Source organism: Mucilaginibacter sp. P4_C11 (assembly GCF_056402115.1).
On the sequence record NZ_JBFUIA010000014.1, the window covers coordinates 1 to 23,517 of the forward strand.

General features: G+C 44.4%; 17 protein-coding genes. 9 read left to right on the plus strand and 8 right to left on the minus strand.

Annotation, left to right across the window (positions count from 1 at the left end):
* Window positions 1-245: 245 nt before the first annotated feature.
* Window positions 246-1,292 carry a hypothetical protein gene (locus tag AC1DU2_RS14210; RefSeq protein ID WP_477385023.1) on the minus strand — a complete coding sequence of 349 codons (1,047 nt, stop codon included), beginning with the start codon at window positions 1,290-1,292 and terminating at the stop codon, window positions 246-248.
* A gap of 127 nt (window positions 1,293-1,419) precedes the next feature.
* Here AC1DU2_RS14210 and AC1DU2_RS14215 point away from each other — a divergent pair, with 127 nt between their 5' ends.
* The 3 genes from AC1DU2_RS14215 to AC1DU2_RS14225 are packed head-to-tail and all read left to right on the plus strand — an operon-like array spanning window position 1,420 to window position 4,238.
* On the plus strand, window positions 1,420-2,940 hold the full coding sequence (locus tag AC1DU2_RS14215) for a M20/M25/M40 family metallo-hydrolase (protein ID WP_477385024.1): 1,521 nt from the start codon (window positions 1,420-1,422) through the stop codon (window positions 2,938-2,940).
* Between the two features lie 57 nt (window positions 2,941-2,997).
* Window positions 2,998-3,813, plus strand: coding sequence for a capsular polysaccharide synthesis protein (locus tag AC1DU2_RS14220; protein ID WP_477385025.1), 816 nt, complete (start codon window positions 2,998-3,000; stop codon window positions 3,811-3,813).
* 23 nt (window positions 3,814-3,836) lie between these two features.
* The gene (locus AC1DU2_RS14225; RefSeq protein WP_477385026.1) at window positions 3,837-4,238 is read left to right on the plus strand and encodes a hypothetical protein; all 402 of its coding nucleotides are present in this window, start codon (window positions 3,837-3,839) and stop codon (window positions 4,236-4,238) included.
* A 14-nt stretch (window positions 4,239-4,252) separates the two neighbouring features.
* On the opposite strand, the gene AC1DU2_RS14230 is transcribed toward AC1DU2_RS14225, so the two are convergent.
* From AC1DU2_RS14230 to rsmA, 3 genes are read right to left on the minus strand one after another with little or no spacing between them, the layout of a single operon-like run.
* Entirely contained in the window at window positions 4,253-4,651 is a 399-nt protein-coding gene (locus tag AC1DU2_RS14230) for a hypothetical protein (RefSeq protein ID WP_477385027.1), read from the minus strand.
* Between the two features lie 45 nt (window positions 4,652-4,696).
* The gene (locus tag AC1DU2_RS14235; RefSeq protein ID WP_477385028.1) at window positions 4,697-5,428 is read right to left on the minus strand and encodes a hypothetical protein; all 732 of its coding nucleotides are present in this window, start codon (window positions 5,426-5,428) and stop codon (window positions 4,697-4,699) included.
* Window positions 5,429-6,208 (minus strand): 16S rRNA (adenine(1518)-N(6)/adenine(1519)-N(6))-dimethyltransferase RsmA, encoded by a 780-nt coding sequence (rsmA, locus tag AC1DU2_RS14240; protein ID WP_477385029.1) that lies wholly within the window; start codon window positions 6,206-6,208, stop codon window positions 5,429-5,431.
* 495 nt (window positions 6,209-6,703) lie between these two features.
* On the opposite strand from rsmA, the gene pdxA reads away from it, so the two are divergent.
* The 6 genes from pdxA to AC1DU2_RS14270 all read left to right on the plus strand — a co-directional run bounded on the left by pdxA (window position 6,704) and on the right by AC1DU2_RS14270 (window position 13,706).
* The gene (gene pdxA / locus AC1DU2_RS14245) at window positions 6,704-7,759 is read left to right on the plus strand and encodes a 4-hydroxythreonine-4-phosphate dehydrogenase PdxA (RefSeq protein WP_477385030.1); all 1,056 of its coding nucleotides are present in this window, start codon (window positions 6,704-6,706) and stop codon (window positions 7,757-7,759) included.
* 83 nt (window positions 7,760-7,842) lie between these two features.
* Window positions 7,843-9,027, plus strand: coding sequence for a DUF5009 domain-containing protein (locus AC1DU2_RS14250; protein WP_477354629.1), 1,185 nt, complete (start codon window positions 7,843-7,845; stop codon window positions 9,025-9,027).
* 561 nt (window positions 9,028-9,588) lie between these two features.
* The gene (locus AC1DU2_RS14255; RefSeq protein WP_477354632.1) at window positions 9,589-10,317 is read left to right on the plus strand and encodes a hypothetical protein; all 729 of its coding nucleotides are present in this window, start codon (window positions 9,589-9,591) and stop codon (window positions 10,315-10,317) included.
* Window positions 10,318-10,328: 11 nt separating this feature from the next.
* Complete coding sequence (locus AC1DU2_RS14260; RefSeq protein ID WP_477385031.1) at window positions 10,329-11,729, plus strand: RtcB family protein; 1,401 nt, start codon at window positions 10,329-10,331, stop codon at window positions 11,727-11,729.
* Window positions 11,730-11,733: 4 nt separating this feature from the next.
* Complete coding sequence (gene prfH, locus AC1DU2_RS14265) at window positions 11,734-12,348, plus strand: peptide chain release factor H (RefSeq protein WP_477385032.1); 615 nt, start codon at window positions 11,734-11,736, stop codon at window positions 12,346-12,348.
* Window positions 12,349-12,428: 80 nt separating this feature from the next.
* Window positions 12,429-13,706 (plus strand): outer membrane beta-barrel protein, encoded by a 1,278-nt coding sequence (locus AC1DU2_RS14270; RefSeq protein WP_477385033.1) that lies wholly within the window; start codon window positions 12,429-12,431, stop codon window positions 13,704-13,706.
* 42 nt (window positions 13,707-13,748) lie between these two features.
* Here AC1DU2_RS14270 and AC1DU2_RS14275 read toward each other — a convergent pair whose 3' ends face one another.
* The 4 genes from AC1DU2_RS14275 to AC1DU2_RS14290 form a co-directional block, all read right to left on the minus strand.
* Window positions 13,749-15,293 carry a carboxylesterase/lipase family protein gene (locus AC1DU2_RS14275; RefSeq protein WP_477385034.1) on the minus strand — a complete coding sequence of 515 codons (1,545 nt, stop codon included), beginning with the start codon at window positions 15,291-15,293 and terminating at the stop codon, window positions 13,749-13,751.
* A 281-nt stretch (window positions 15,294-15,574) separates the two neighbouring features.
* A complete protein-coding gene (locus AC1DU2_RS14280) occupies window positions 15,575-17,911 on the minus strand; it encodes a glycoside hydrolase family 3 protein (RefSeq protein WP_477385035.1) in 2,337 nt (778 codons plus the stop codon).
* 172 nt (window positions 17,912-18,083) lie between these two features.
* Window positions 18,084-20,468, minus strand: a complete 2,385-nt coding sequence (locus AC1DU2_RS14285) for a beta-glucosidase (protein WP_477385036.1) — start codon at window positions 20,466-20,468, stop codon at window positions 18,084-18,086.
* 448 nt (window positions 20,469-20,916) lie between these two features.
* On the minus strand, window positions 20,917-23,499 hold the full coding sequence (locus AC1DU2_RS14290; protein WP_477385037.1) for an OstA-like protein: 2,583 nt from the start codon (window positions 23,497-23,499) through the stop codon (window positions 20,917-20,919).
* Window positions 23,500-23,517: the final 18 nt, after the last annotated feature.

A 23,517-nucleotide genomic window follows, 5' to 3' on the forward strand; every position in this document is an offset into this window, starting at 1 on the left:
GCATAGAAAAAAGAGTTTATTCTATGGTACTTGTTCCTCAAGAATAAACAAAATGGCAATAGGTTTTCTTAGCCATATTTGAACTCTACCATGAATAAAAAAAGCCGGACTTTCGTCCGGCCATGGTATCGTTCGCAAATATTATTGCTGGCAGGTTGCACCTCTGCAGAGCCTGGGTACTCTTATATCTGCATTTGCTATATACTGCTTTTTTTAACTAATTCCACCAACTATTTTTGGCATCATTACCTTAAATTAATCACGTTATCCTGCTCCCACACGCAAAGCATTTGCTTGCTGCCCAGCGGGATAGATTTTAAGAAGCCGCCTTTGCCTACCATAACGGCATTTTTATTGGGGGCCGATACAACCTTTAGCGTATCATTCTCCTGAAATGAAATTATAGTTTTAGTACCGGCCGCGGTAATGGCGCAATTTCGGCCTTTGCCTATCAACTTTTCTGAACCGCCCGGCTGCGCGTAAAAAACTTCGCCTTTACGTTGCCACGCGGTATGGATGCTATTTGCTTCGTCAACAACAATGCCGCCGCCATCCATAGGGCAGCCATTAAGCGCCCAGGTATTGGTGCCCATTTTTTGCGCCGGTTGAAAAACCTTGCCGCCATCTACAGATTTGGTTACATACAAATCTCTTGAGCCGCTCAACCAGTTTCTGAACATAATGGCCACTTCCTGCCCATGTACCGCAATGTTGGGCTTGCAGCACTCGCAAACATGCCCATCCGGCGATTGGTAGGCTAATATATTTTTTGACCAGCTGGTGCTTTTCGCCGCCAACCCCGAAAAATAAACCTGGTTCCTGTGCCCCGTCCGGGTATCCAGCCAAACGGCATAAAAGTTGTCTTTTTTATCTGCAGCTATGCCCATCAGCCCTTCGGGCGCCGATTGGTCAATATCATTTATAACACCCATCTTTTCCCATTTTGAAGAGGAATTTTTTAACCGGAACCAGTGGATATTGCCCGATTTATCCATTGCCGTAATTACCGAATAATTGGCCGAACTGGCCAGCTGCGGCCCTCTCGACATGCCCAAATGCATGTTTGTTATATGCCCCACCAGCGCTGGTTTTGAAAACGAAACGCCCTGGTTAGCAGATGTAGCACAAAAAATATTGTCCTTATCGCCAAATACTATCCTGATGATGCCTTTATTATCGGCGCTAACCTGTGGCTGGCTTCCGGTTGATATGGTACTTTCTGCCGCAAGGGCATTAATGGCTGGTGCTAATAATATAATCCCCAGGAGGATAGGTAGCAATGCTTTTTTCATGGTTAACGTTTAAATGAGCACGGTTTAACTTGGCGGTTGGTAACTGGTATTAACAACGTTATAGCATGTCAAATATATCCAAATGATTGAACATATAATTTGCTTATATTGGTCATTTACCATCCTTATGAAAACAAATACCTGTTTTATCGCCCTGATGTTTTTGGGTGCCCAGCTACTATCAGCCCAAACAAACCAGCAAAAAATAAATGCGGCTATAAAAACCAATCAGCAGGCAATTTTTGACGAATACCTCAACTTTGTAGCTATCCCCAATGAAACAGTTGATTCGGCTAACATCCGCCTTAACGCGGCATTTGTTAAAAACATGCTGGAGAAGCGCGGCGTTAAAGCCGAACTGCTTACCACCGCCAATGGCAATCCGGCTGTTTTTGGCGAGGTAAAAGTGCCGGGGGCCACCAAAACTATTGCCTTTTATGCCCATTACGACGGCCAGCCGGTAAACCCCAAACAGTGGGCGCCCGGCCTAAAACCATTTGAGCCCGTTTTTATTACCGCGCCAATTGAGCAGGGCGGCCATATTGTTAACTATAAACGCGGCGATGCCATTGATACCAGCTGGCGGCTGAGCGGCCGTGGCAGTGCCGATGACAAGGCTGGTGTTATGTGCATTATCAACGCCTATGATGCACTGATAAAAAGCAAAATAAAGCCGGGATGCAACATCAAATTCTTTTTTGAGGGCGAAGAAGAAAAAGGCTCGCCACAACTTGCGGCAATCTTTAAAAAGTATAAAGCTAAACTAACATCCAACCTTTGGATTATTTGCGATGGGGCCAGGCATCCATCGGACAAAAATATAGTAGTGTTTGGTGTAAGGGGCGATGTTAACATGTGGCTTACTATTTATGGCCCCAAACGCCCCTTGCACAGCGGCAACTTTGGCAACTGGGCACCCAACCCCGGCCTGGCCATGGCCAAATTACTGGCAGGGATGAAAGATGATGACGACCGGGTAACCATTAAAGGTTTTTACGACGATGTAACCCCGCTGAGCCAGGGCGAAAAAGAAGCACTGGCCAAAGTACCGCCGGTTGAGCCCGGCTTAAAAAAAGAGCTTGGTATTGCCCGCACCGAAGGCGGCACACGCCCCCTGGTGAATGCATTTATGCTGCCAACACTTAATATTAATGGCATGGCAAGTGGTAATGTTGGCAAACAGGCATCAAACGTAATCCCGGTGAAAGCCGAAGCCGTGCTTGACCTGCGCCTGGTACCCGGCAATGATATGGACAGGCAAATTCAAAAAGTAACCGACCATATACGCGCCCAGGGCTATTATGTTATAGACAAAGAACCTACAGACCAGGAAAGGATTACCTACCCAAAGATCATTAAAATAACCCACGATGCCGGTTACAACGCCCAACGTACACCGCTTGATTTGCCCATAGCACAAGCTGTTGTAAAAGCCGTTCAGGGTACGGTTGATTACCCGGTGCTGCTTTCGCCAAGTTCTGGCGGCAGCCTGCCCCTGTTTGTTTTTGAACAGGAATTAGGCGCAAAGGTTATTACTGTGCCATTAGTTAATTACGATAATAACCAACACGCCGAAAATGAAAATGTAAGGGTGAGCTACCTTTGGCAAGGTATAGCAACTATGGCTGCGGTAATGCAAATGAAATAGCATTGTGGCAAGGTGGTTGAAATTACCAGAATAGCCACATGATGTGATTGTACTTTTATGAAGAATGAACAAGACGAAGAGAGTTTTCCTAAAATTATTTGGTTTCTATGGCTGCAAGGGCTTCCTTCCGCTCCAGCTATCGTTCAAAAATGTTTCGAATCCTGGGTTACAAACAATAAAAATTGGAAAATCGTACTGCTGGATAAAAACAATATTGTAGAATATATAAGTTTACCCAATGCTGAAACCACTCCACAGGCATTATCTGATATCATACGGATTAATTTATTAGCAGAACACGGGGGCATATGGGTTGATGCCACTTGTTATTGTACCACGCCTTTGGATAATTGGATTTATGATCATATAAAAGCCGGCTTTTTTGCCTTTGACCGCCCCGGCCCAGATCGGATGATATCCAGCTGGTTTCTTGCGGCCACAAAAAACGCTTATATACCCCAATATTTAAAGAATGAAGTTAACGCTTATTGGAAGCATAACCCTAAACTTGTGCTGTTCGAAAAATCGGGATGGCGGCTTTTAAAAAAAATAATTCCAAAACATCCAGAGCAATGGTTCAATAACTTTTACAAAAAAGCACTTAAGGTTTATCCATATTTCTGGTTTCATTATTTATTCGGAAAAAGTTATTTCAGCGATGAAAATTTTAAAAATCAATGGGACCAGGTGATAAAAATAAGCGCTGATATCCCACATCGCCTCCAATTTGAAGGACTAACTTCGCCACTTCGCCTTTCGATAAAAAAGGAAATCGACGAATGTCATGCTCCTGTATATAAACTAATTTGGAAAACCGAGATTTCAGATGGCTCGAATGAAACTATCCTTGATTATTTATTGAGAAGCCGTTAAGACAAGCAAGCTATGACTCTTTATTGCTCCGAATACACATAGCGGGAGAAACAGAGTTGTTAAATGTAGAAAGCAACATCATTAAATTTGATGTAACCAGCTATCATGCCGCCCAAAAAATAGCACTACTAACCGAAGACGGTTGTGTAATAGTTAAGCCAACAATTAAAGAGTTAAAGATCAGCTCTCCAATTTTTGCACAAAATACTGAAGCTACCGATATTAAATTATTAACCGACAACAAGCTGGTATTAGCCGGCGGCAACCAAGCCATGGTTTACGACATTAGCGACGATACCCCCCGCCTGATAGCTACGCTGGCTACCGAAAACAGAATAGAGCGTATAATAGCCATTCCTAAACGGCATCATTGCGCTTTTTTGGAGGCGGATAACAGGATATCGGTTTATAATATTGAGGAGTGAGGGGAATCAGGTTGTTACGAAAAATAAGATGACAACAACGATAATAAAATTAATCCGCCATAGGCACACAAACCATAGAGTGTCCATCTACGCAGTTCTTTAGATTTTCTGTAATATCCATCTGCATAAAAATTCGCAGAAAACAGGACCATTAATAATCCGGGAAATAATAACGCAAAAAACTTTGCAGCCGGCCCGAGCGAGGCATTTGATTTGGCTATGTCAACTTCCTGTTTTTGATTGATCACTTCCTCAGCTATTAACAACTGTTCATTCGAAAGATTTCTCTTTTTAAATTCAATATCCGCTGCTTCAAGGGCTGATGGTTGATAATGTCCGGGTTCGCTATTGATGATTTTCAGTAGTTCTGCATCCGTCCTTTTTGACATTACCTGTTCAAATTGGTTGCTCATCGTGTCGATTTAGGTTGGTTTAAATGATTTACTTTAAAATAATATTTACAATCCAAATCTAACAACTTTAGCCTTAACGGTTTTAAACTTTTTCAGCTTACTATAGGGTACAAACCAATCACGATTTGGCTCCTGCGAACGTATGGCGTGTGGTAATATTGGCGGGGTTGAAAAGATGATGCCCTTGGCTGTAAAAACATACATACTAAATAACGTTCGGCTCCGAAGAGTATCAACCGATGTTTTTAAGCTATTAAAAGTATGTTCATCCTCGTCGGGCGTGGCCAATTTATCGGCTGCTATACGCTGTTTAACAATGTGCTTGTACTTTTTATACAGCCAGGCGAGGCCTGTAGGGTTCAATTCCTTTTCAATTGGATATGCTTTGCCGGTGTGTATATCAAGCGTGTGCCACCGCCAATAACTATCGGGATATGCGCCCATGGTTTCGAAAAAAAGCGTGAGGGATATTATATCGGCACCCTGGTAGGTCACCTCAAATTCCGACCCGGTTATTCCGCAGCCGCAATTTTTATAGTTGGCTACCACAGTATCCAGGTCATCGCCATCAAACAGGTTTTGATAGCTCATTGCTTTTTTTAAAGCAGGATATTTATTGTTTACAACGGGTAGCCGTAAAGTATCGGTTTGGGATTGGTACTTAAGCACCACTGTTTTTGTTGATATGATGGCCGGGGGTCTTTGCTGCGCGTAAACACGCGGAACCAGCATGTTTATACCAAGCAAAATTAACCATATGGCATTGCTCGTTTTCATCTACCTCGCCGCCATCACCTCATTCGTCAGCTTTACAAAATCATCCACGCTCAGGCGCTCGGCGCGTAGATCGAGCGTTGGGTTTTCTGTCATCTTTTCTTTGTTGATGAGGGATGATATGGCATTGCGCAGGGTTTTGCGGCGCTGGTTGAAACCGGCTTTTACAATTTGCCAGAACAGTTTTTCGTCGCAGTTCAGGGTTTCGGCCTGGTTGCGGGTAAGACGGATAACAGCCGAAAGCACCTTGGGCGGCGGGTTAAATACGCCTGCCTTTACGGTAAACAAATATTCTACCTTATAATAGGCCTGCAAAAACACGCTCAGGATGCCGTACTCCTTGCTGCCCGGTTTGGCGGCGCAGCGTTCGGCCACTTCTTTCTGGAACATGCCCACTACCTCGATAACCTGGCTGCGGTTATCCAACACCTTGAAAAGTATTTGCGACGAAATATTATAAGGAAAATTACCGATGATGGCAAAGGGCTTATCGGTAACGGTTTTAAAATCCATTTCCAAAAAGTCGGCATTCATGAGGCGGGTACCCAGCTGGGGGTATTTTTTTTTAAGGTATTGTACCGATTCATCGTCGATATCAATCACCGAGGTTTCGTACTCCGTTTTGAGCAATAAAAAGTCTGTCAGTACGCCCATGCCGGGGCCAACTTCCAGCACATTGGTAAACCTGCCTTCGGGTTTCAGGCTGTCTACAATTTTGGCTGCAATATTTTTATCGGTTAAAAAGTGTTGCCCTAAATGTTTTTTTGCCCTTACCAATGTCATTATCTGTCAAATATTTGAGCAAATTACGTGATATTTGCGCATTGATTGGGAACAAATGTTTTATTTGCGGGAGGAAAGAGGTGAAAGGCGAAAGGTAAAAGGCAAAAGGCTCAAGTCGAAAAGTGGTAAAAGGCGAAAGGCAAAGGGTGAGAAGCAGGAATTGGAACCGGATAACAAGCTGTAATCCTGAAAATCGCTTAATCCGATGAATCCCGGTTCAGACAGGTTGCGTTAGGGATTGAAGTGGATACCGGCCCGTGGCTAAGGCCTGTGCAGTATGAACGTAAAGCCCGGCCCGCAGGGAACGCCGGGGAAGAGAATCAAGAGGTTAGAGTCAGGAATCAAGACGGGAGCGGTAGATTAAAAATAAGAACAAAAATAATCCTGGAGATAGTTTCGGGACAACCAATATAAATTCAATCACGGATTAATCAGTGAAATCACCTCCAAATAATCGGTGAAATCATATAATAATCGGTGAAATCATAAAAAATCATGAGCGATAAAATAAAAGTAGGCATTAGCATAGGCGACGTTAACGGGATAGGTTTAGAGATAATTATTAAAACCCTGGCCGATAGTAAAATTTATGATTATTGTACACCTATTGTTTATGGCCATACCAAGGTGGCATCGTTTCACCGCAGGGCTACCAGCGTTGCCGAGTTGAATTTCCAGGTAATTAACGACCCATCGCAGGTGCAGCATAAAAAACCCAACATGATTAATTGCTGGGAAGAAGATGTAAAAATTGAGCCCGGTATGGTTACCGAGGCCGGTGGTAAATACGCATTTATTTCGCTGGAGCGTGCTACGTACGATTTGAAAGAGGGTTATATTGATGCCCTGGTTACAGCCCCTATTAATAAGGATAACATACAGAGCGATAAATTTAACTTCCCGGGCCATACCGAGTATTTGCAGGAGCGCGATGGTGCCGCCGAATCGCTTATGTTTTTGGTGAGCGATACGTTGCGTGTTGGTGTGGTTACCGGCCATATCCCGGTATCAAAAATATCTGAAAGTATTACTGTTGATAAAATTGTGGCCAAGCTTAAGTTGATGAACCACAGTTTGCAAAACGACTTCTGGATACGTAAACCCAAAATTGCCGTGCTTGGGCTAAATCCGCATGCCAGCGATAACGGTTTAATTGGCCACGAAGAGAAGGATACCATTATACCGGCGATTGAACTTGCCCGCGACAATGATGTGCTTGCCTTTGGCCCCTACCCTGCCGATGGCTTTTTTGCCAATGGCACTTACCTGCAGTTTGATGCCGTGCTGGCTATGTACCACGACCAGGGTCTTATCCCTTTTAAACAAATTGCTTTTGAATCGGGGGTGAATTTTACCGCGGGATTAAAATTTGTGCGCACATCGCCAGATCATGGTACAGCTTATGATATTGCCGGTAAAAACCTGGCATCGGAGGTATCGTTCCGCGAGGCCTTATTTACTGCTATTCATATAGTTAAGCATCGCCGCGAAACGCTGGAGCTGAACGAAAATCCACTGGCCTTTAGTAAGCTGAGCCGCGACAGGGACTAAAAAAACCATTGAGTAACCATAATGTTTCAAATTAATTGCCGTTTAGTTAAAACATTTGCTTTACTAATGCATTTACTCCCTTAATGAATACTTTCCCGGACCGGATACGTTCCATTGATGCTTTTCGTGCCTTTACGATGCTGCTCATGATTTTTGTTAATGATCTTGATGGTATTCCGGGTACGCCTCAATGGCTCAAGCACGTTGCCGAAAACGCGGATGGGCTGGGCCTTGCCGATACCATTTTTCCGGCGTTTTTATTTATCGTTGGCTTATCTATTCCCTTCGCATTTCAAAACAGGTTAAAAACGGGTAACTATAAATTGCTGGGGCGCATAGCCAGCCGGTCGTTGGCGCTGGTGTTTATTGGTTTTTACCACGCCAATATGGAAACCTATAATGAGGCTGCCACCGCCCTGCCCAAGCCGGTATGGGAAAGCCTGGTTACCTTCAGCTTCTTTTTTATATTTTTAGATTACGGCAAAGAAACCAGCAACCTGAAACGTTACCTGTGCCAGGGTTTTGGTATAGCGTTGCTGATAGCCATGTCGGCCCTGTACCGTACATCCGATCCCGGGCATACCTGGTTGCATTTTACGTGGTGGGGTATTTTGGGCTTAATAGGCTGGAGCTACCTGGTATGCGCGCTTATTTACTATTACTCGGGCGGGCATTTATGGATCCAGGCCACGGCCTGGATATTTTTCATGATGTTTAACCTGGATGTGCACTTTGGTTTCCTGAATTTTTTAGAACCGGTACAAAAATACGTTTGGATAGCAGGCAATGGCGCCATGCAGGCCTTTACCATGGCAGGGGTGTTTGTATCGGTACTGTACATGCGCCTTAAGGCCAACAACGAACTTAAAATGCTATGGGCAGCACTTATACTCATAGCCATTATATTGTTTAACCTGGGCTTTATTGTGCGCTACTTTAGCGGGGGCATTAATAAAACAAGGGATACCCCTTCATGGGTTTTAATTTGCACCGGCATCAGCCTGATAGCCTATGCCATATTTATTTTTGTGGTTGATTTTAAGCACAAGTACAACTGGTTTAAAATTATTGAACCGGCAGGCACCAACACCTTTACCTGCTATATTGTGCCCTTTATATTTTACCCGCTGTATGAAATGAGCAACATTGGCTACCCCGAGTACCTGAGCCAAGGCACCGGCGGGCTTATCAAGTGCATTGTTTTTGCCTTTGTAATGGTATGGCTTACCGGGCTGTTGGATAAGATAAATGTGCGGCTGAAGATTTAGTGTTAAGGTTTTGAGTACTAAGTATTGAGCCCGAAGCCATAAGTCGAAGATTTTTGATTTAGAAGCTGTCTAAATTTGGTTTACTAATGCGTTTATGCTTCTAATGAAGGGATAACTATTTAGTATGTCGGTTACGACTTAGCCAGCGTTCAAGCGAATGTGTTGTAAATTCCAATACATGATGCCCGGTACGAAGCAATAATGATCACACCACCTGCCCCACTCATTCATCGCGGTTGATTTATTTCCTTCTTCTTTTCAAAAATTAATTGCACATTTGCAGCAATTCCTTAATTGTTAACCCATAATAATCAGGAATCATGACGCAGAGTATCTCATCCATATCCCATTAGTGCACTACCTGAAACAGGTGGGCAGCAACTCTTTTTTACTGAAATAGCATTTTGTAATTGTCGTTTTTTTAACGCCTTAAGGTTTTGCATGTCGCCGGATTTTTAAGTTTCGTGGTTTGCTGCAATTTCAAAATGGGTATATCCGCCACGGCGGATGAACTTTTGAAAATCATAAACACATTGGCAAAAAACTAAACGAACAAGTCCGATGGACATGCATGATTGGCCGTACATTAAAAAGTCGGCCCGGAGAAAGAAACGGCTCGTAAAAAAAGATTTCGATAAAAAGTTGATGCAGCTAAACAGGCGCATGCACGCGTTGAGTGATCAGATACAGAAACTGCCGCCCGTTATATTGGAACACCCTTATCAACGTGGCTGGATGCGGTCATTTATTTTGCACTCGGATGTCGCCCGGAGCGATAAGGCCGAATTTTACCAGGCGCTTCTGGATAAGATCAATACTTTTTGCTGGCACCACGACCGATCATTTAAAAAAAAGAGAATGCGTAAAGGAGGCTACAAATACTTTGACGCCAGGCAACAAAAGCTTCGTGAGTTTGAAGATTATGAATTTCACGGCTACATGCTAAATTTATCTGAAGCCGAAAAAGAACATTTTTACCTGAAAGAGGAATGGAGCACAAGACTGCGCAAGTGGAAAACAAGCTATGTTTTTGCTGAACCGTGGCGGTTTGAACTGATAATAAGACCACACATAGTTTATGCCAAATGGCAAATTGACGAAGTGCTTGAACAAGAAATCGGCGAGATACAAAGCCATATTAATAGCTACTACCTGCAACCGCGGATGTGGAAGCTTAAAGGTGGTAAGTATAAATACTGGAAAGGTGAGCGCGAAGAGCAAAAAAAATACAAGAACGAATTAAGAAACAAACCCGTGTATACCTTAAAAGAGGAATACATGGGCTATTAAACAGCACCCACATGGGCAATTTAAAAACAAAAGAATTAGATAAAATAGGCTACACAGGCGATGCATTAAAAAGCCTCGTCATCAATGCCGTAGCCAGGCACTATAAACACAGCAATAAAGCTGATATAATGGCATTATTAACAGCTGTGCGGGATAAGCCGGCTGCCTATACCGGCGATGACCGGTTACAAAAAATAGCGGAAGCATTTATTAACGGCGAGGCAGAACCGGCATTAAAAACATTTAAGCTGATGAACGAGCCCGCCCCTGTTAAAATTTATGGGGCCGATGAAATTGAAGAGATAGCCAAAAAGCAAATGACCCTGGCACTGTCATTACCCATCAGTATCCGCGGCGCCTTAATGCCCGATGCGCACAGTGGTTATGGCTTGCCTATTGGAGGCGTACTGGCTACCAGCAATGCGGTGATCCCGTATGGAGTAGGTATGGATATTGGCTGCCGTATGGCCTTGACTATTATTGATGCCGATGAAAAGTTCATGAAAAGGTATGAGCACCAAATTAAACAGGCGATAGGCAAATGGACACATTTTGGCATGGAAGGCAGCCTGCCTGTACCCCAGTACCATGAAGTATTGGATAGCCCCCTTTTTAATGAAACACCGCTGCTTAAAAAACTGCGCGGCAAGGCCGTGCAACAATTAGGTACATCGGGCGGTGGTAACCATTTTGTGGAGTTTGGTGTGATAGAACTGGCCGAGAATAACGCAACTGGCTTACCGGCTAAAACCTATATGGCGCTGCTTACCCATTCGGGCAGCCGCGGGCTGGGCGCAAATATTGCCCGCCATTATACACAGGTGGCCATGAATACCTGCAAGCTTCCGCGCGAAGCGCAGCCCCTGGCCTGGCTTGATCTGGATACCGAAGCCGGGCAGGAGTATTGGTTAAGCATGACCCTGGCCGGCAATTATGCCAAAGCCTGTCACGACCGGATACATTGCAACCTGTTAAAAAACCTTGGGTTAAAAACGCTTTGTAAGATAGAAAACCACCACAACTTTGCCTGGAAAGACAAACTTACAGATGGCACCGAAGCCATCATTCACCGTAAAGGGGCAACGCCCGCACATGTTGGCGAGTTAGGCATCGTACCTGGCAGCATGGCCACTCCTGCTTATTTGGTAATGGGTAAGGGCAATGCTGATGCCTTAAACTCGGCATCGCATGGCGCGGGCCGGGCCATGAGCAGGCATGACGCCAGGGGCAGCACCACCAAATCGGCTATGAAAAAAATGCTGGCCGGGGCCGATGTAACATTGATTGATGGTAGTATTGAAGAGAACCCTGCAGCCTATAAGGATATTGAATTGGTAATGAAGGCGCAAACCGAACTGGTTGCCATACAGGGCAAATTTTGGCCGCGCATTGTACGCATGAATAAAGAATAGTAAAATGAAAAAATTAATCATACAAATAACAGCAGGCAAAGGTCCGCTGGAATGTTGCCTGGTGGTGGCCAAAGTACAGGATTTGATGCTGAAACAAGCCTGCGGTGCCGGGCTGGAATTATCGGTGATAGAAAACAAAAGCGCGGAGTTAAACAACACGTTATTATCATCAACACTTCTGCTACAGGGCGATAAAGCTGATGAATTTATAAACGAGTGGAACGGCACTGTACAATGGATAGCGCAAAGCCCATACCGCAAATTTCACAAGCGCAAAAACTGGTTTGTTGGGGTGGGCATTTTTAGTGTGGGTGAGCAGGTAAAGTTTAATCCTAACGATGTAAAGTTTGAAACCCTGCGTGCATCGGGCCCCGGAGGGCAAAATGTAAATAAGGTAGAAACAGCAGTACGAGGCACACATATACCCACAGGGCGGCAAGTATTGGCTATGGATAGCCGTTCGCAACTACAAAATAAAAAGCTTTGTGCCGAGCGACTGGAAGCTAAGCTTATGGCCATACAGGCCGAAAAGCAAATAGCACAGATGGAAAGCCAATGGCTGGCACACCACTCCTTGGAACGCGGCAACCCCGTGAAAGTAATCAGGGCAGCTCTTTAAAAAATAAATACTTAACTCCCAATCTATTAATAACGTATTTTCGCCGCTATATTAAAACTAAACCCTATCACGGTATCAAAATGAAATATTATTACTTATTGCTATTTGCATTTTTCTCTTGTTCTTACGCTATCGCACAAACTAATTATAAACCAGGTTTTATTGTGACCACTAAAGGCGAAACCGTTAATGGCTATATCAACTACAGGGAGTGGAACTATAATCCCGGCAATATTGGCTTCAAAAAAATACTTAGTGATAAGGCGCAAACTTTTGGCCCAAGCGACCTGAGTTATTTTGAGTTGACCGGACTGGAGGCCTACAAAAGCGCCCATGTTGCCGTAAGCATGGCCAGAATTGATATACAAACCATGAAAGATGAGTTTGATACCACCACGGTAACCAAAGATGTTTTCTTAAAGCTGGTAAAAAAGGGCGACAATGTTTCGCTGTTCTCCTATTCCGACCAGGTTAAAACCCGCTTCTATATAAACGATAACAAAAGCCCGGACGGGCCAACTGAACTGCTTTACCAGGCATATATGGACCCTCAAACGCTCACGGTGAAAACAAAAAATGTATACAACTTGCAATTTTTGACGCTGGCAAAAAAATACTGGGCCGAAACTTTTGATGTACAAGACCATATTGTAAAAACAAAATATAACGAAAAGGAACTGAAACGGGTGATTGCAGAATTAAATAACGAGTCGCCGGGCAAAATGGATGACGAAATGGGTACAAAAACAGGTATTCGTTTTTTTGTAGGCACCGGTATTAATGCCACTAATTTAAATTACTCAGCAGCACCGCCCGCTGGTAGCACAGGCAGCAGCAAAACTTCATATTTCCCCAAATTCAGTATTGGTTTAGATGCTCCTTTTAACCCAAACGTGGGCAGGTTGTTATTTAGGACAGAGCTTAGCTTTACCATAACCAGGGGCAAAATGGCACGAAAAACTGTTGACCCCACGGTAGTTACCACCAGCACTTATAAACCCGAACAGCAAACGGTATCTATAAAGCCGCAACTGATTTACAATATTTACAATGCCGAAAATGTAAAGGTTTACGGAGGAGCAGGCATCAATATTAATTACTCGCGTTATCCGGCAAGCGCCAACAAAACGGCTGTTGTAAATGATGTTGCTTCATTGAGTTATAACAAGGAGGATAAATATCCGTCGACAACAAATTTCTGGTTCCAGTTTGTGCCAAGAGCAGGCTTAAACATCGGCCGCAAATGGGATTTATCTATAAATTATTTTATCCCTACTACCTTATCTGATATTAGCGTAGCACCCGAGCTAAAGGTGAAAGGGTTTGATGTAGGGCTGAGCTATTATATCGGCAAATAGCTATTTAGGCTCACGAAGTTGCAATACATCGTGAGCCTTTTATTACTTTGTTCCCATCAACCCAGCCATATAATCTAAAGCTGCTTTATCAGGCAGTGGCTTGGCCTCCGGCGTTTCGCCCAATATCATTATTTGAGCATCAGTGGCGTTATAGCTGGGCCATAGTGGTAACCCATCCCCATTTGGATTACCGGTTTTGGCAAAATTTGTCCAGTAGGTGGATATGGTTGTGGCCAATTGCTGGTCGATAGGCTCCCAGGGACGGTTCAGGAATTTAAGGTTGTCATAAGCATAAGCCACCTCGCCGGTATGGAACGCGCCGTATTTTACAAAATCGGGCGTGGCAGGCAGACGGCGGGCAAAACGGTAAACATATACTTTTGCCTGCTTTTTATCGCTTTGCACATTTGCCCATGTATAATTTTGAACACCAAAAATTTGATCGCGGCTGATATTTATCTGCGACCTCGCAGCTTCAGCATCTGTCGCACCGGGGTAATGCTGTAAAAAAGCCGCCGCTTTGCCGCCGTATTGTTCCGTTATCTGCTTGTTATATTCTTCGGCGGTTTTTAATTTGCCTACAAAGGCATCATCTTCATTCCAGCCGGTAAGTAAGGCCACGGGGTTTTCTTTGTTCGCGCCAAAAGTACCTGCTATGGTTCCAGGCAATACATAGCCATCAATAATGGGGCGTGCCTGCCACTTATTAGGCAAATCGGCGGCGGGAATATTCCGCATATCGGCAAGGGTGTTTGCTTTTAATTGCTGCGCTAATTTTAATCCGCTTTCTTCGGCCTCCTGTAATGTTGGCGATCCGAACTGGCCACTAATAAACATGGCCCCACTTTCGGCGATAGCCTTTTGAAACAGCCCCTTTGCTAAAGGAGAAGCTACCAAACAGTTCACACTCATGGCTCCCGCCGACTGACCGGCTATGGTGACATTGCCGGGATCGCCGCCAAAATTTTTGATGTTTTGTTTTATCCACTTAAGCGCAGCCAATTGATCCATCAAACCATAATTACCAGAGGCATTGTGGCCCGATTCTTTACTAAGTTCGGGATGGGCGAAAAAACCAAAAATCCCGACCCTATAATTAATCACAACAAAAATAACTCCTTTTTTGGCTGTCGCTTCGCCATCGTAAATAGGGCAAGCCGCTCCACCCGATCCAAAACCACCTCCATAAATATATACCAGCACCGGTTTTTTATCAGCAGATGATTTGGCGTTAGTCCATACGTTCAGGTACAGGCAATCCTCGCTGATAGGCTGGTAGGGAATCAAAAACTCGCGGGTATAAACACCAAACTCATCGGGCCTGGCCTGCATAGGGCTGGCCGAAAACGCCGTACATTGTTTAACACCGGCCCACGGTGTTACGGGCTGAGGTTCTTTCCAGCGCAAATTGCCAACCGGTGGGGCGGCAAAGGGGATGCCTTTGAATATGTGAACGGTGCCATCGCTATTAGCACTGCCGGACACCATCCCGGTGTTGGTTTTTACCGTGTTGAGGCTATTGCTTTGTGCATAGCACATGGCGCTACTTGCCAATATCAATAAAAACAATGCAAAGTAGTTTTTCATATAGATTTTATTTATAGATGATATTCCGGGATTAAAAAAATCATTGTTGCTTCATCCCTTATAATGACATATTTGCAAATCACTGACCGTCAATATTATTTTTTAATGCTTTATGTCATTGCGAAGAACGAAGCAATCGCGAATTATACAGGGTGAACCTGCACAGTCCGCGATTGCCGCGCTACGCTCGCAATGACATGGTTGTTGTGAGGCCCTAAAGCCAACAAGTCACCCCTGTTTTTCAGGATCATCCCGATGGCTTCACGCAATTATACCCCCAATCACGGCTTTACACTCCCCTTATATTTTGCAGTACGGGCGTCACTAATAACACCTTTCCAGTTTAAACCATAACCAAAGTCATATACGTGGCCCTGGTCGTCGGTATAGCATTTCATATCATGGGGAACATCTTCAAACTGTTGCTCTACGGTTTTCATATCTACAGGCATTTGCAGCGGCAATAATGCCGATGGTTCGGTTTTGCCGGTGAGGATATCTAATGTGGCCTGGCCCTGCACGCCAAAATCTACTACAATGGCATTCGCATTTTTTTCAAATTCAGAAAACACCATTGGGTTGGCCATATTTACCGATACAATAACAGGCTTACCTTTCATTTTTGCATAGGTATCATTTACCATTGCCAGGTCGGTAACGTTAATGGCTGTTGCTGATTTATCTTTATAGGTCCGGTTGGTGAATTTTTCTAACGGATCGCCGCCGGCTATACTTGTGGCGCGGGCATTAACCGCTTTGTACCCGCCATACTGCAGGCTGATTGGCACATAACCCGTGCCGCCGTTTTTGGCATCCTGGCTATTGTAGCCACCACCGCTATTAGGGCTGCTGATGAATACCAGGGCATAATCGGCCTCCTCGGGGTTTTCGGTTACCTTGAAATATTTTTTCACGGTTTCCATGTTAACCGGGTATTCTAATTTCTCGGGAGTCTCCATTCCCAGGAAATTACGCCCGGCCGGCGTGAATTTTTTAGGTACGTAAACAGTTTTGCCCGATTGCAAGGGTAATACATTCCCTTTGTTTTTAAGCATTACTATTGATTTAAGCTGAGCAGCATAACCCGCATTCATAAATTCGGGATTGCCTACCACAGCTTTGGTGGCTTCGGGATCCAAATACGGGTTTTCAAACAAGCCTGTTCTGAAAATATTACGCAGCAAGCGTACGGCCGATTGCTCAAACCTTGCGCGCATAAAAGTTTCTCCATGGTCTTTCACGCCCATCTGGTAAGCCGCAATCACGGGGGCAACCTCGTTGTTACCGCCAAACTGGTCAACACCAGCCATCAATATTTTGTAATGGCGCTGTGCCACCGACAAGCCCTCTACCCCCCATGACTTTCCCGACAAGAAAACATCTACAGCGGTTTCGTCGCCGGTAACCAGCCAATCGGTACAAACCACCCCGTCAAATTTGTATTTCTTGCGCAACAGGTCGTTAATAATATACGAGTTATAGTTGTTGGCAACGTTTTCTTTATTTTTGGTATCCTGGTTAAAAGATATGGTATAGTAGGGCATAACCGAAGCAGCCATCCCCGTTTTGCCATTCAGCTTAAAAGCGCCTTCGGTAAAAGGGATTAAATGCTGCTTAAAATTGTTGCCGGGGTAAACTGCATATTTGCCATAACCATAATGCGCGTCGCGGCCTCCTTCGCCGGCGCCGCCGCCCGGCCAGTGTTTTACCATGGCGTTTACGCTGCTATAGCCCCAGCCGCCGTTAATTTCTTTATCGCCTGTGGATGTCTGGAAGCCATCGATGTAACCCCGGGCCATATCGGCAGACAATTGCGGGTCTTCGCCAAAAGTACCGCTTACACGGGCCCAGCGTGGCTCGGTAGCGATGTCGACCTGTGGCGATAGCGCGGTGGCAATACCCAGGGCCCTGTATTCCAAAGCTGCTATATGGCCAAAGTTTTCAACCACCCTTGGATCAAATGTTGCGGCGAAACCCAACGAGCCGGGCCACATAGAAATAGCCCCACCCGCACCGGCGTTGTACTCGGCAGTGGCAACTGTACCATGACGAGGGTCGGAACTGTTATTGTTGGGTATACCAAGCCCCTGGCCTTCTACAAACGCCTGGGCCTTATTATTCCATTTTGCTGCAATCTCGGGGGTTTGTACCGATGTAATAAGCACATGGCGTACATTATCTTTTTCTAAAAACTGTTTCTGCTGATCGGATAGATCATAGGGGTTGGCACCGCTTTCGGCAAATACTTTACCGCCATAAGTGCCTTTAAATGGCCCTGCGGGCGCGGCCGGTATAGGCTGGTGCCTGCTGTATAACATTAACCCGGCAATTTGCTCCACACTCATTTGCGATGCCAGGTCTTTGGCCCGGACATCAACAGGCAGGCGCCAATCTTCATACTTATCCAGCTTGCCGTTTTTATTCAGGTCTTTAAAGGCCAGGCCATCAACCGTCAATATCTTTACGCCCGATGTAGTGGCATAACCCAGCTGTTGCCCGCCCGTATTGCTTACAAAAACAATATCGCCCGATTTTTTCTCCGTCCATTTAGTTTGGGCCATAGCGGCGGTTGCCGGCAGCAGCGAGAGCAACGCGATAAATTTGAATTGATTTGCCATGAAGATTGTAATTGGTGTACGTTAATAATTGGTGTGTAAATGCAAGATAGCAAAGCTTTATTAAGTTATTACTATCCCTCCGTTACCTGTAAAAGCCTTTGCAACCGTAGTCGCAAAGGCTTGATAGTTTAGTTAATATATGTGTTTGCTTTATCTCGATTCTTGACTCTCTTTATTTCAGCTTCAATTCATTGATAGCAACCTCGGGCACCAAAGCCTTAACCACTTTTTCAACAGTGATATCTTTGGCCAGCTTAAACGAGGCTTTTTCTTCTATCTGCCTTGATGATGAGCCAATTCTGACCTCATATTTACCGGCATCGGCTATCCAGGCTTCGCGGCTGGTATAAAAAGATGCCAGGTCGGCTGCTTTGATAGTAAAGCTTAATGTTTGCGATTCGCCGGCTGCAAGCAGGCGGGTTTTGGCAAATGCTTTTAACTCCTGCTCTGGTTTATCAAGATCTTTTTTAGGCGCCCCCAGGTATAATTGCACTACTTCCTTGCCTGCAATATCTCCTGTATTTTTAACCGTTATGGTAGCGGTAATGCTGTGCATAAAGTTAGGAGCGCTTAGCTTTAAGTCGCTAAATTTAAATTTAGTATATGACAGGCCGTAACCAAATTCATAGGCTGGTTTTATCCCGGCAGCATCATAATAACGGTAGCCAACATAAATTCCTTCTTCGTAGGTAACGGTTTCTGGCTTAACTGCCGGTGTGCCCGGGAAATTACCGGCTGATGGTACATCCTTATATTCCATTGGGAAAGTGGTAGCCAATTTGCCCGATGGGTTAACCATACCGCTCAACACATCGGCAATAGCATTACCTGCCTCAAGGCCCGGCTGCCAGGCCAATAAAACACCATCAACCCCATCGCGCCAGCTGGCAACATCAATAACGCCGCCAATATTTAACACAACAACAACTTTTTTGCCTTTTGCATGGAAAGCATCGCCCACTCCCTTGATCAGGCCTTTTTCGGCATCATTTAAGTAGTAATCGCCTTCCAGTTTCCTATCGGCCCCTTCGCCGGCATTTCTGCCAATGGTGATGAGTGCTTCATCGGCACCTGCAGCTTCGTCGGCCACAATGCCATTTACATCCATTTCGGGAATTGGGGCAGGGTGATCAAAGAAGTTTTTAGGTTTTGGCTGTTTCAGCTTCATATCGGCCAGGTAAGTGGCGTAGCTGCCTGATAACTTTTCCTGCACTTTAAAACCGGCGTTTGTTAAACCCTGCATCAGCGAAATGGTGTAGGCCTTATTAACATCGCCGCTACCTGTTCCACCGGCTATAATATCATAACTGGTGTTGCCAAATACAGCTATCCTTTTTGCCGGATAAAATGGCAAAGCGTGGTCATCATTCTTAAGCAAAACCATACCCTGGGCAGCTGCTTCGCGTGCTACTTTAGCATGGGCCGCCAGGTCAGGTGCATCTGAATATTTGTATTTGGTGAATGACGGAGATTTAATAATCACATTTAAAATCCGCTCTACGTTGGCGTTTAGTTGTTTGATAGTTAACGAGCCGTTTTTTACTGCGGCCACAATAGCTTCTGATTTATCAGGGCTGCCTGGCATTATCAAATCATTACCGGCTTTCATTTGCGCTACGGCATCTTTACCTCCAAACCAATCGGTCATTACAAAACCTTTCAGCCCCCATTCGTCTTTTAAAACGGTTGTTAACAGATCACGCCGTTCTGAAGTGAAGGTTCCATTTAATTTATTGTAGGATGACATTACTGTCCACGGTTGTGATTTTTTCACCGCAATGCCGAAACCTTTAAGATAAATTTCGCGCATGGCCCTTTCGCTTACAATGGTGTTTATAGAATTACGGTTGGTTTCCTGGTTGTTGGCCGCGTAATGTTTAATAGATGTACCTACGCCGTTAGATTGGATACCATTTACAATTGCAGCGGTCATGTTGCCTGCCACCAGCGGATCTTCAGAGTAATATTCAAAATTACGGCCACCCAGCGGGTTACGGTGAATGTTCATGCCGGGTGCTAATAAAATATCTACACCATATTCGCGCACCTCGTTACCAAAGGCAACGCCTACTTTGTTTACCAGCTGGGTATCCCAGGTACTGGCCAATAAGGTTGCCACCGGGAAAGCTGTTGCATAATAAGTTTTTGATTTATCACCATTCCTGATAGGCTCGATACGTAAGCCGGCGGGGCCGTCAGAAACAGTTATGGATGGAATTCCCAAACGCGGGATAGCATGGGTACGGCCTGCAGCTCCCGGAACTTTTTCGGGAATATTATAAGCGTCAGGATCTGACGGAGGCAGTTTAAACCCGCCAATATCTATGGCTTCAGGCTTTTTGCCTTTTACCGGCGGCGGCACTCCGGGCATTTTAAAGCCCATACCTACTACCAGTTTTGATTTTTCTTCCAACGTCATTGCAGCTACTATCTGCTTTACATTGTTTGCCCGCAATTGCAGCGGTTGTTTTTTGGTTTGAGCCTGTACCGACGAGTTTAAACTCCCGGCCGCCCACATAATTACAATAGCAACACCAGATCTGTAGCTTATTTTCATGATTAAGGGTTAAAAAAGAAAGTGCGTAATAATTGGTTATAACTTGTTTATTAACAGCAACAAATACTATTGTGTCAACATAACACAATAGTATATATTATCTTTGGTAATAGCAAGGGCTGGCAAATTATTTTTGAAGCTTTGATTTTTTATATAAGAGGGAGAAAGTGTGAGGGTTGGTTTATTGAGAGATTTCGCCGTTAGCGCGTAAAAAAACAACTTGATTTTTGTCACCCAATAAACTCTCACGGGCATTACTGTCACAAAATTTAAGCTACTTACCGGACTTAACGTGGAACCAAATAGTTCTGGGTTTCAACTGAATTTAGACAGACTGATGCTTTTGTAACGAAAAACTCATTGGGATGAGTTCGAGCCGTCTTGATTAAAATATTAATCTTTTTTAACGATATCTTAACGGTGGCGAATTAATAATTAAATGCAATTATTAATTCGCCACCGGTTTTTTAACAGGGCTTTTAACCGAATCCTTACCCGTCTTCAGCGGCACGGCAGGTTTAGCTACCGCTGGAATTTTAACCGAATCCTTACCTGCTTTAATACCTTTTACCCTGGAGGTATCGGTCTTTAGCAAGCTATCCTTCCCGGTTGTCAATTGCTTTTTTAAGCTATCTGCAGGTGCGCTTTTGGTTGGCACCGCTCCTTTTACATTAGCCGGCTTGCCTTTTGTATTTGCCTTGCTTCCGGCCGCTTTCGCTGCTGTTTTACGGCGAGATGGAATGATTGATTCTTTAGATATAGGCCTGTCCTTCGGTTTCCAGATAAAACCTTTCAGTATCTTATCATCATCAACCACCTTTTTCAGTGGCAGGTACTTATTCTCGGGTTTGATAAGCAGGCGAATGTTGGTAAGCTTGCTGTTTTTAAATGAAATCACCATCCGGCTGCTTAATGATCGCTCAATCCCCTCCACCACGTTGGTGGCGCTATCCCGCTTAAAGTAAATGCTTTCGGCATTGCCCACGGTATACAGCCTGTCCAACTTATCATTTTTGAAGAAACCGCGCATTTTTTTGCCGCCCATCTGGTTAAAATGTAACGAATCGTCTTTCTCCAGGTTTACCACAAATGCCGAAGGGAACAGTTCCATATTATCCATCTTCTTGTTCCGCATCTGCACGTAAATGGTATCGCCCGATAGTTGCGAACCTTGCGTCCAAAACATAGGCTGTACATAACAACGAATGGTTGAATCTGCATTGCTGTAAAAAATCGAATCGGCCTTGCCCTGTAAATCCGATTTAAACAATTTGGCGTGGTGGTGGGCAATAACCATCCTCACACGGGCGGTATCCTTCAAATTAATTTCGCGCTGGGCAAATACGGGGTCTCTCTTCAATTCCTCCCTGTGTACGCTGTCCTGCTTTGCTTTGCGGATAGCCGATAGCTTGTCTTTTTTTATCTGTGCCGAATCGACCTTTATTTTAGGATGACCGAAAAAATCGCTATGGCGATAGGTAGTATCGCGCGGGATTGATAACCGGCGGGCAACCAGTTTCTTATCATTTTTTTTATTTTCAATGATTTGTTTACGGGCAGCAGCCGATGTATCCCGAACGTAGGAATAAGCCAGGCGTTGTTTTTCCTGGTATAGCTTCAGGTCTTTATAGGTAAATATTTTTGTTTCCAGCGTATCGGCAGTCATGAAAACCGAATCTACCTTCACCTTACCAGCTTTTGCGGTGTCTTTAGGCAACGGTAAGCCCTTTACGGCTTTACTGCCGGGTTTAATGGCAGCGGCTACCTGCGCCAGGTTATTCAGCTGTTTTTTGGCATCGCCCGGGTTGATATTTTTAACCTGTGCCGAGGCTTTCTTTATCGCCGAATCTATTTTAAGCGAATCTTTATTTGTGAGGTTTGGCTTTATTTGGGATGCCGTGTTTACCAGGTTGCCAATATTTTTTATCTGGTCTGGCGTAACTGCTTTATTGGGCACCGCCATTTTGCGTCCGGCGGAATCTAACCGGGCCGAATCTTTTTTTGAAACCAAGCCATTGGGTTTAATACTGCCGGCCAGGTTTTCCATGTTGGTTATTTTCATGGTGTTTGGCGGGGCCTTCATTACCTTGCCTTTGTTTTTGGCAACAGGCGCCGGCGGCGGTACCGAATCTGTTTTGGTGGTATCCTTTTGTTCGGTAACCAAAACCATGTAGGCATTTTGGGTAACGATGGTACGTTCATCGGCCTTAAAATAGGTAGCCAAATCGCCCTTCATGGTTATTTTTTGTTCCCTATCGGTAAAGGTGATGTTTTTAACCGCGCGGCCATAGCCTTTTAGCTTATCATAAAACAAACTATCGCCCTTTAATGATTTGGTACCCTGTTTATAATGATTTTTTTTACCGAAAAAAGCCTGTTCGGTAACGGTATTATACAAACCGTTTTCGGTGTACAAAGTATCTTTATCTTTTTTACCGTAAATATTGGTTGGCCCGTAAAAAAAAGCTGTACGGGTGCCCGTATTATATTTCATAGTATCGGTTTTAATAACGGCATCAACCGTAGTTAAAACCACATCATACCTGAAGTACGAATCGCGCGAGAGCGCAAAGTAATACCCGTTTTTACTGGTAAGTACGTTATCCTTATTAATCAGTTTACCGCCGTTGGTATACGTGCCAATACGCGTAGCGGTATTGTAGGTTAAATAGTTGGTAGTAAGGGTAGCGTCCTTATCAACCATTTTAACATTGTTGGTTAGGATGGCCGTTTTGGTGTTACCATTATAATTTAACTTGTCTGAGAAAATATTGAGCGTATCGCCCTGGTTTATATTAACATTACTAAAGGCATCAAAGGCATTATCCTGCGGATAAAAATAGGCGCTATCTGATTTTAAGATAGAGTAATCCTGCTTAAAAACCCCTTTATAAACCTTAATAACATCGCGGCCATTTATTTTTGTGCCTGTGCTGCTTTCTGATTGTATCAGGTTTACAATTGATTTTTTTTGGCCCATAACGGTAGCCGCCATCATCAATAACAAAAAGCTTAAAACGTATTTTCTCACTGGGGCAAAATTAGTTTT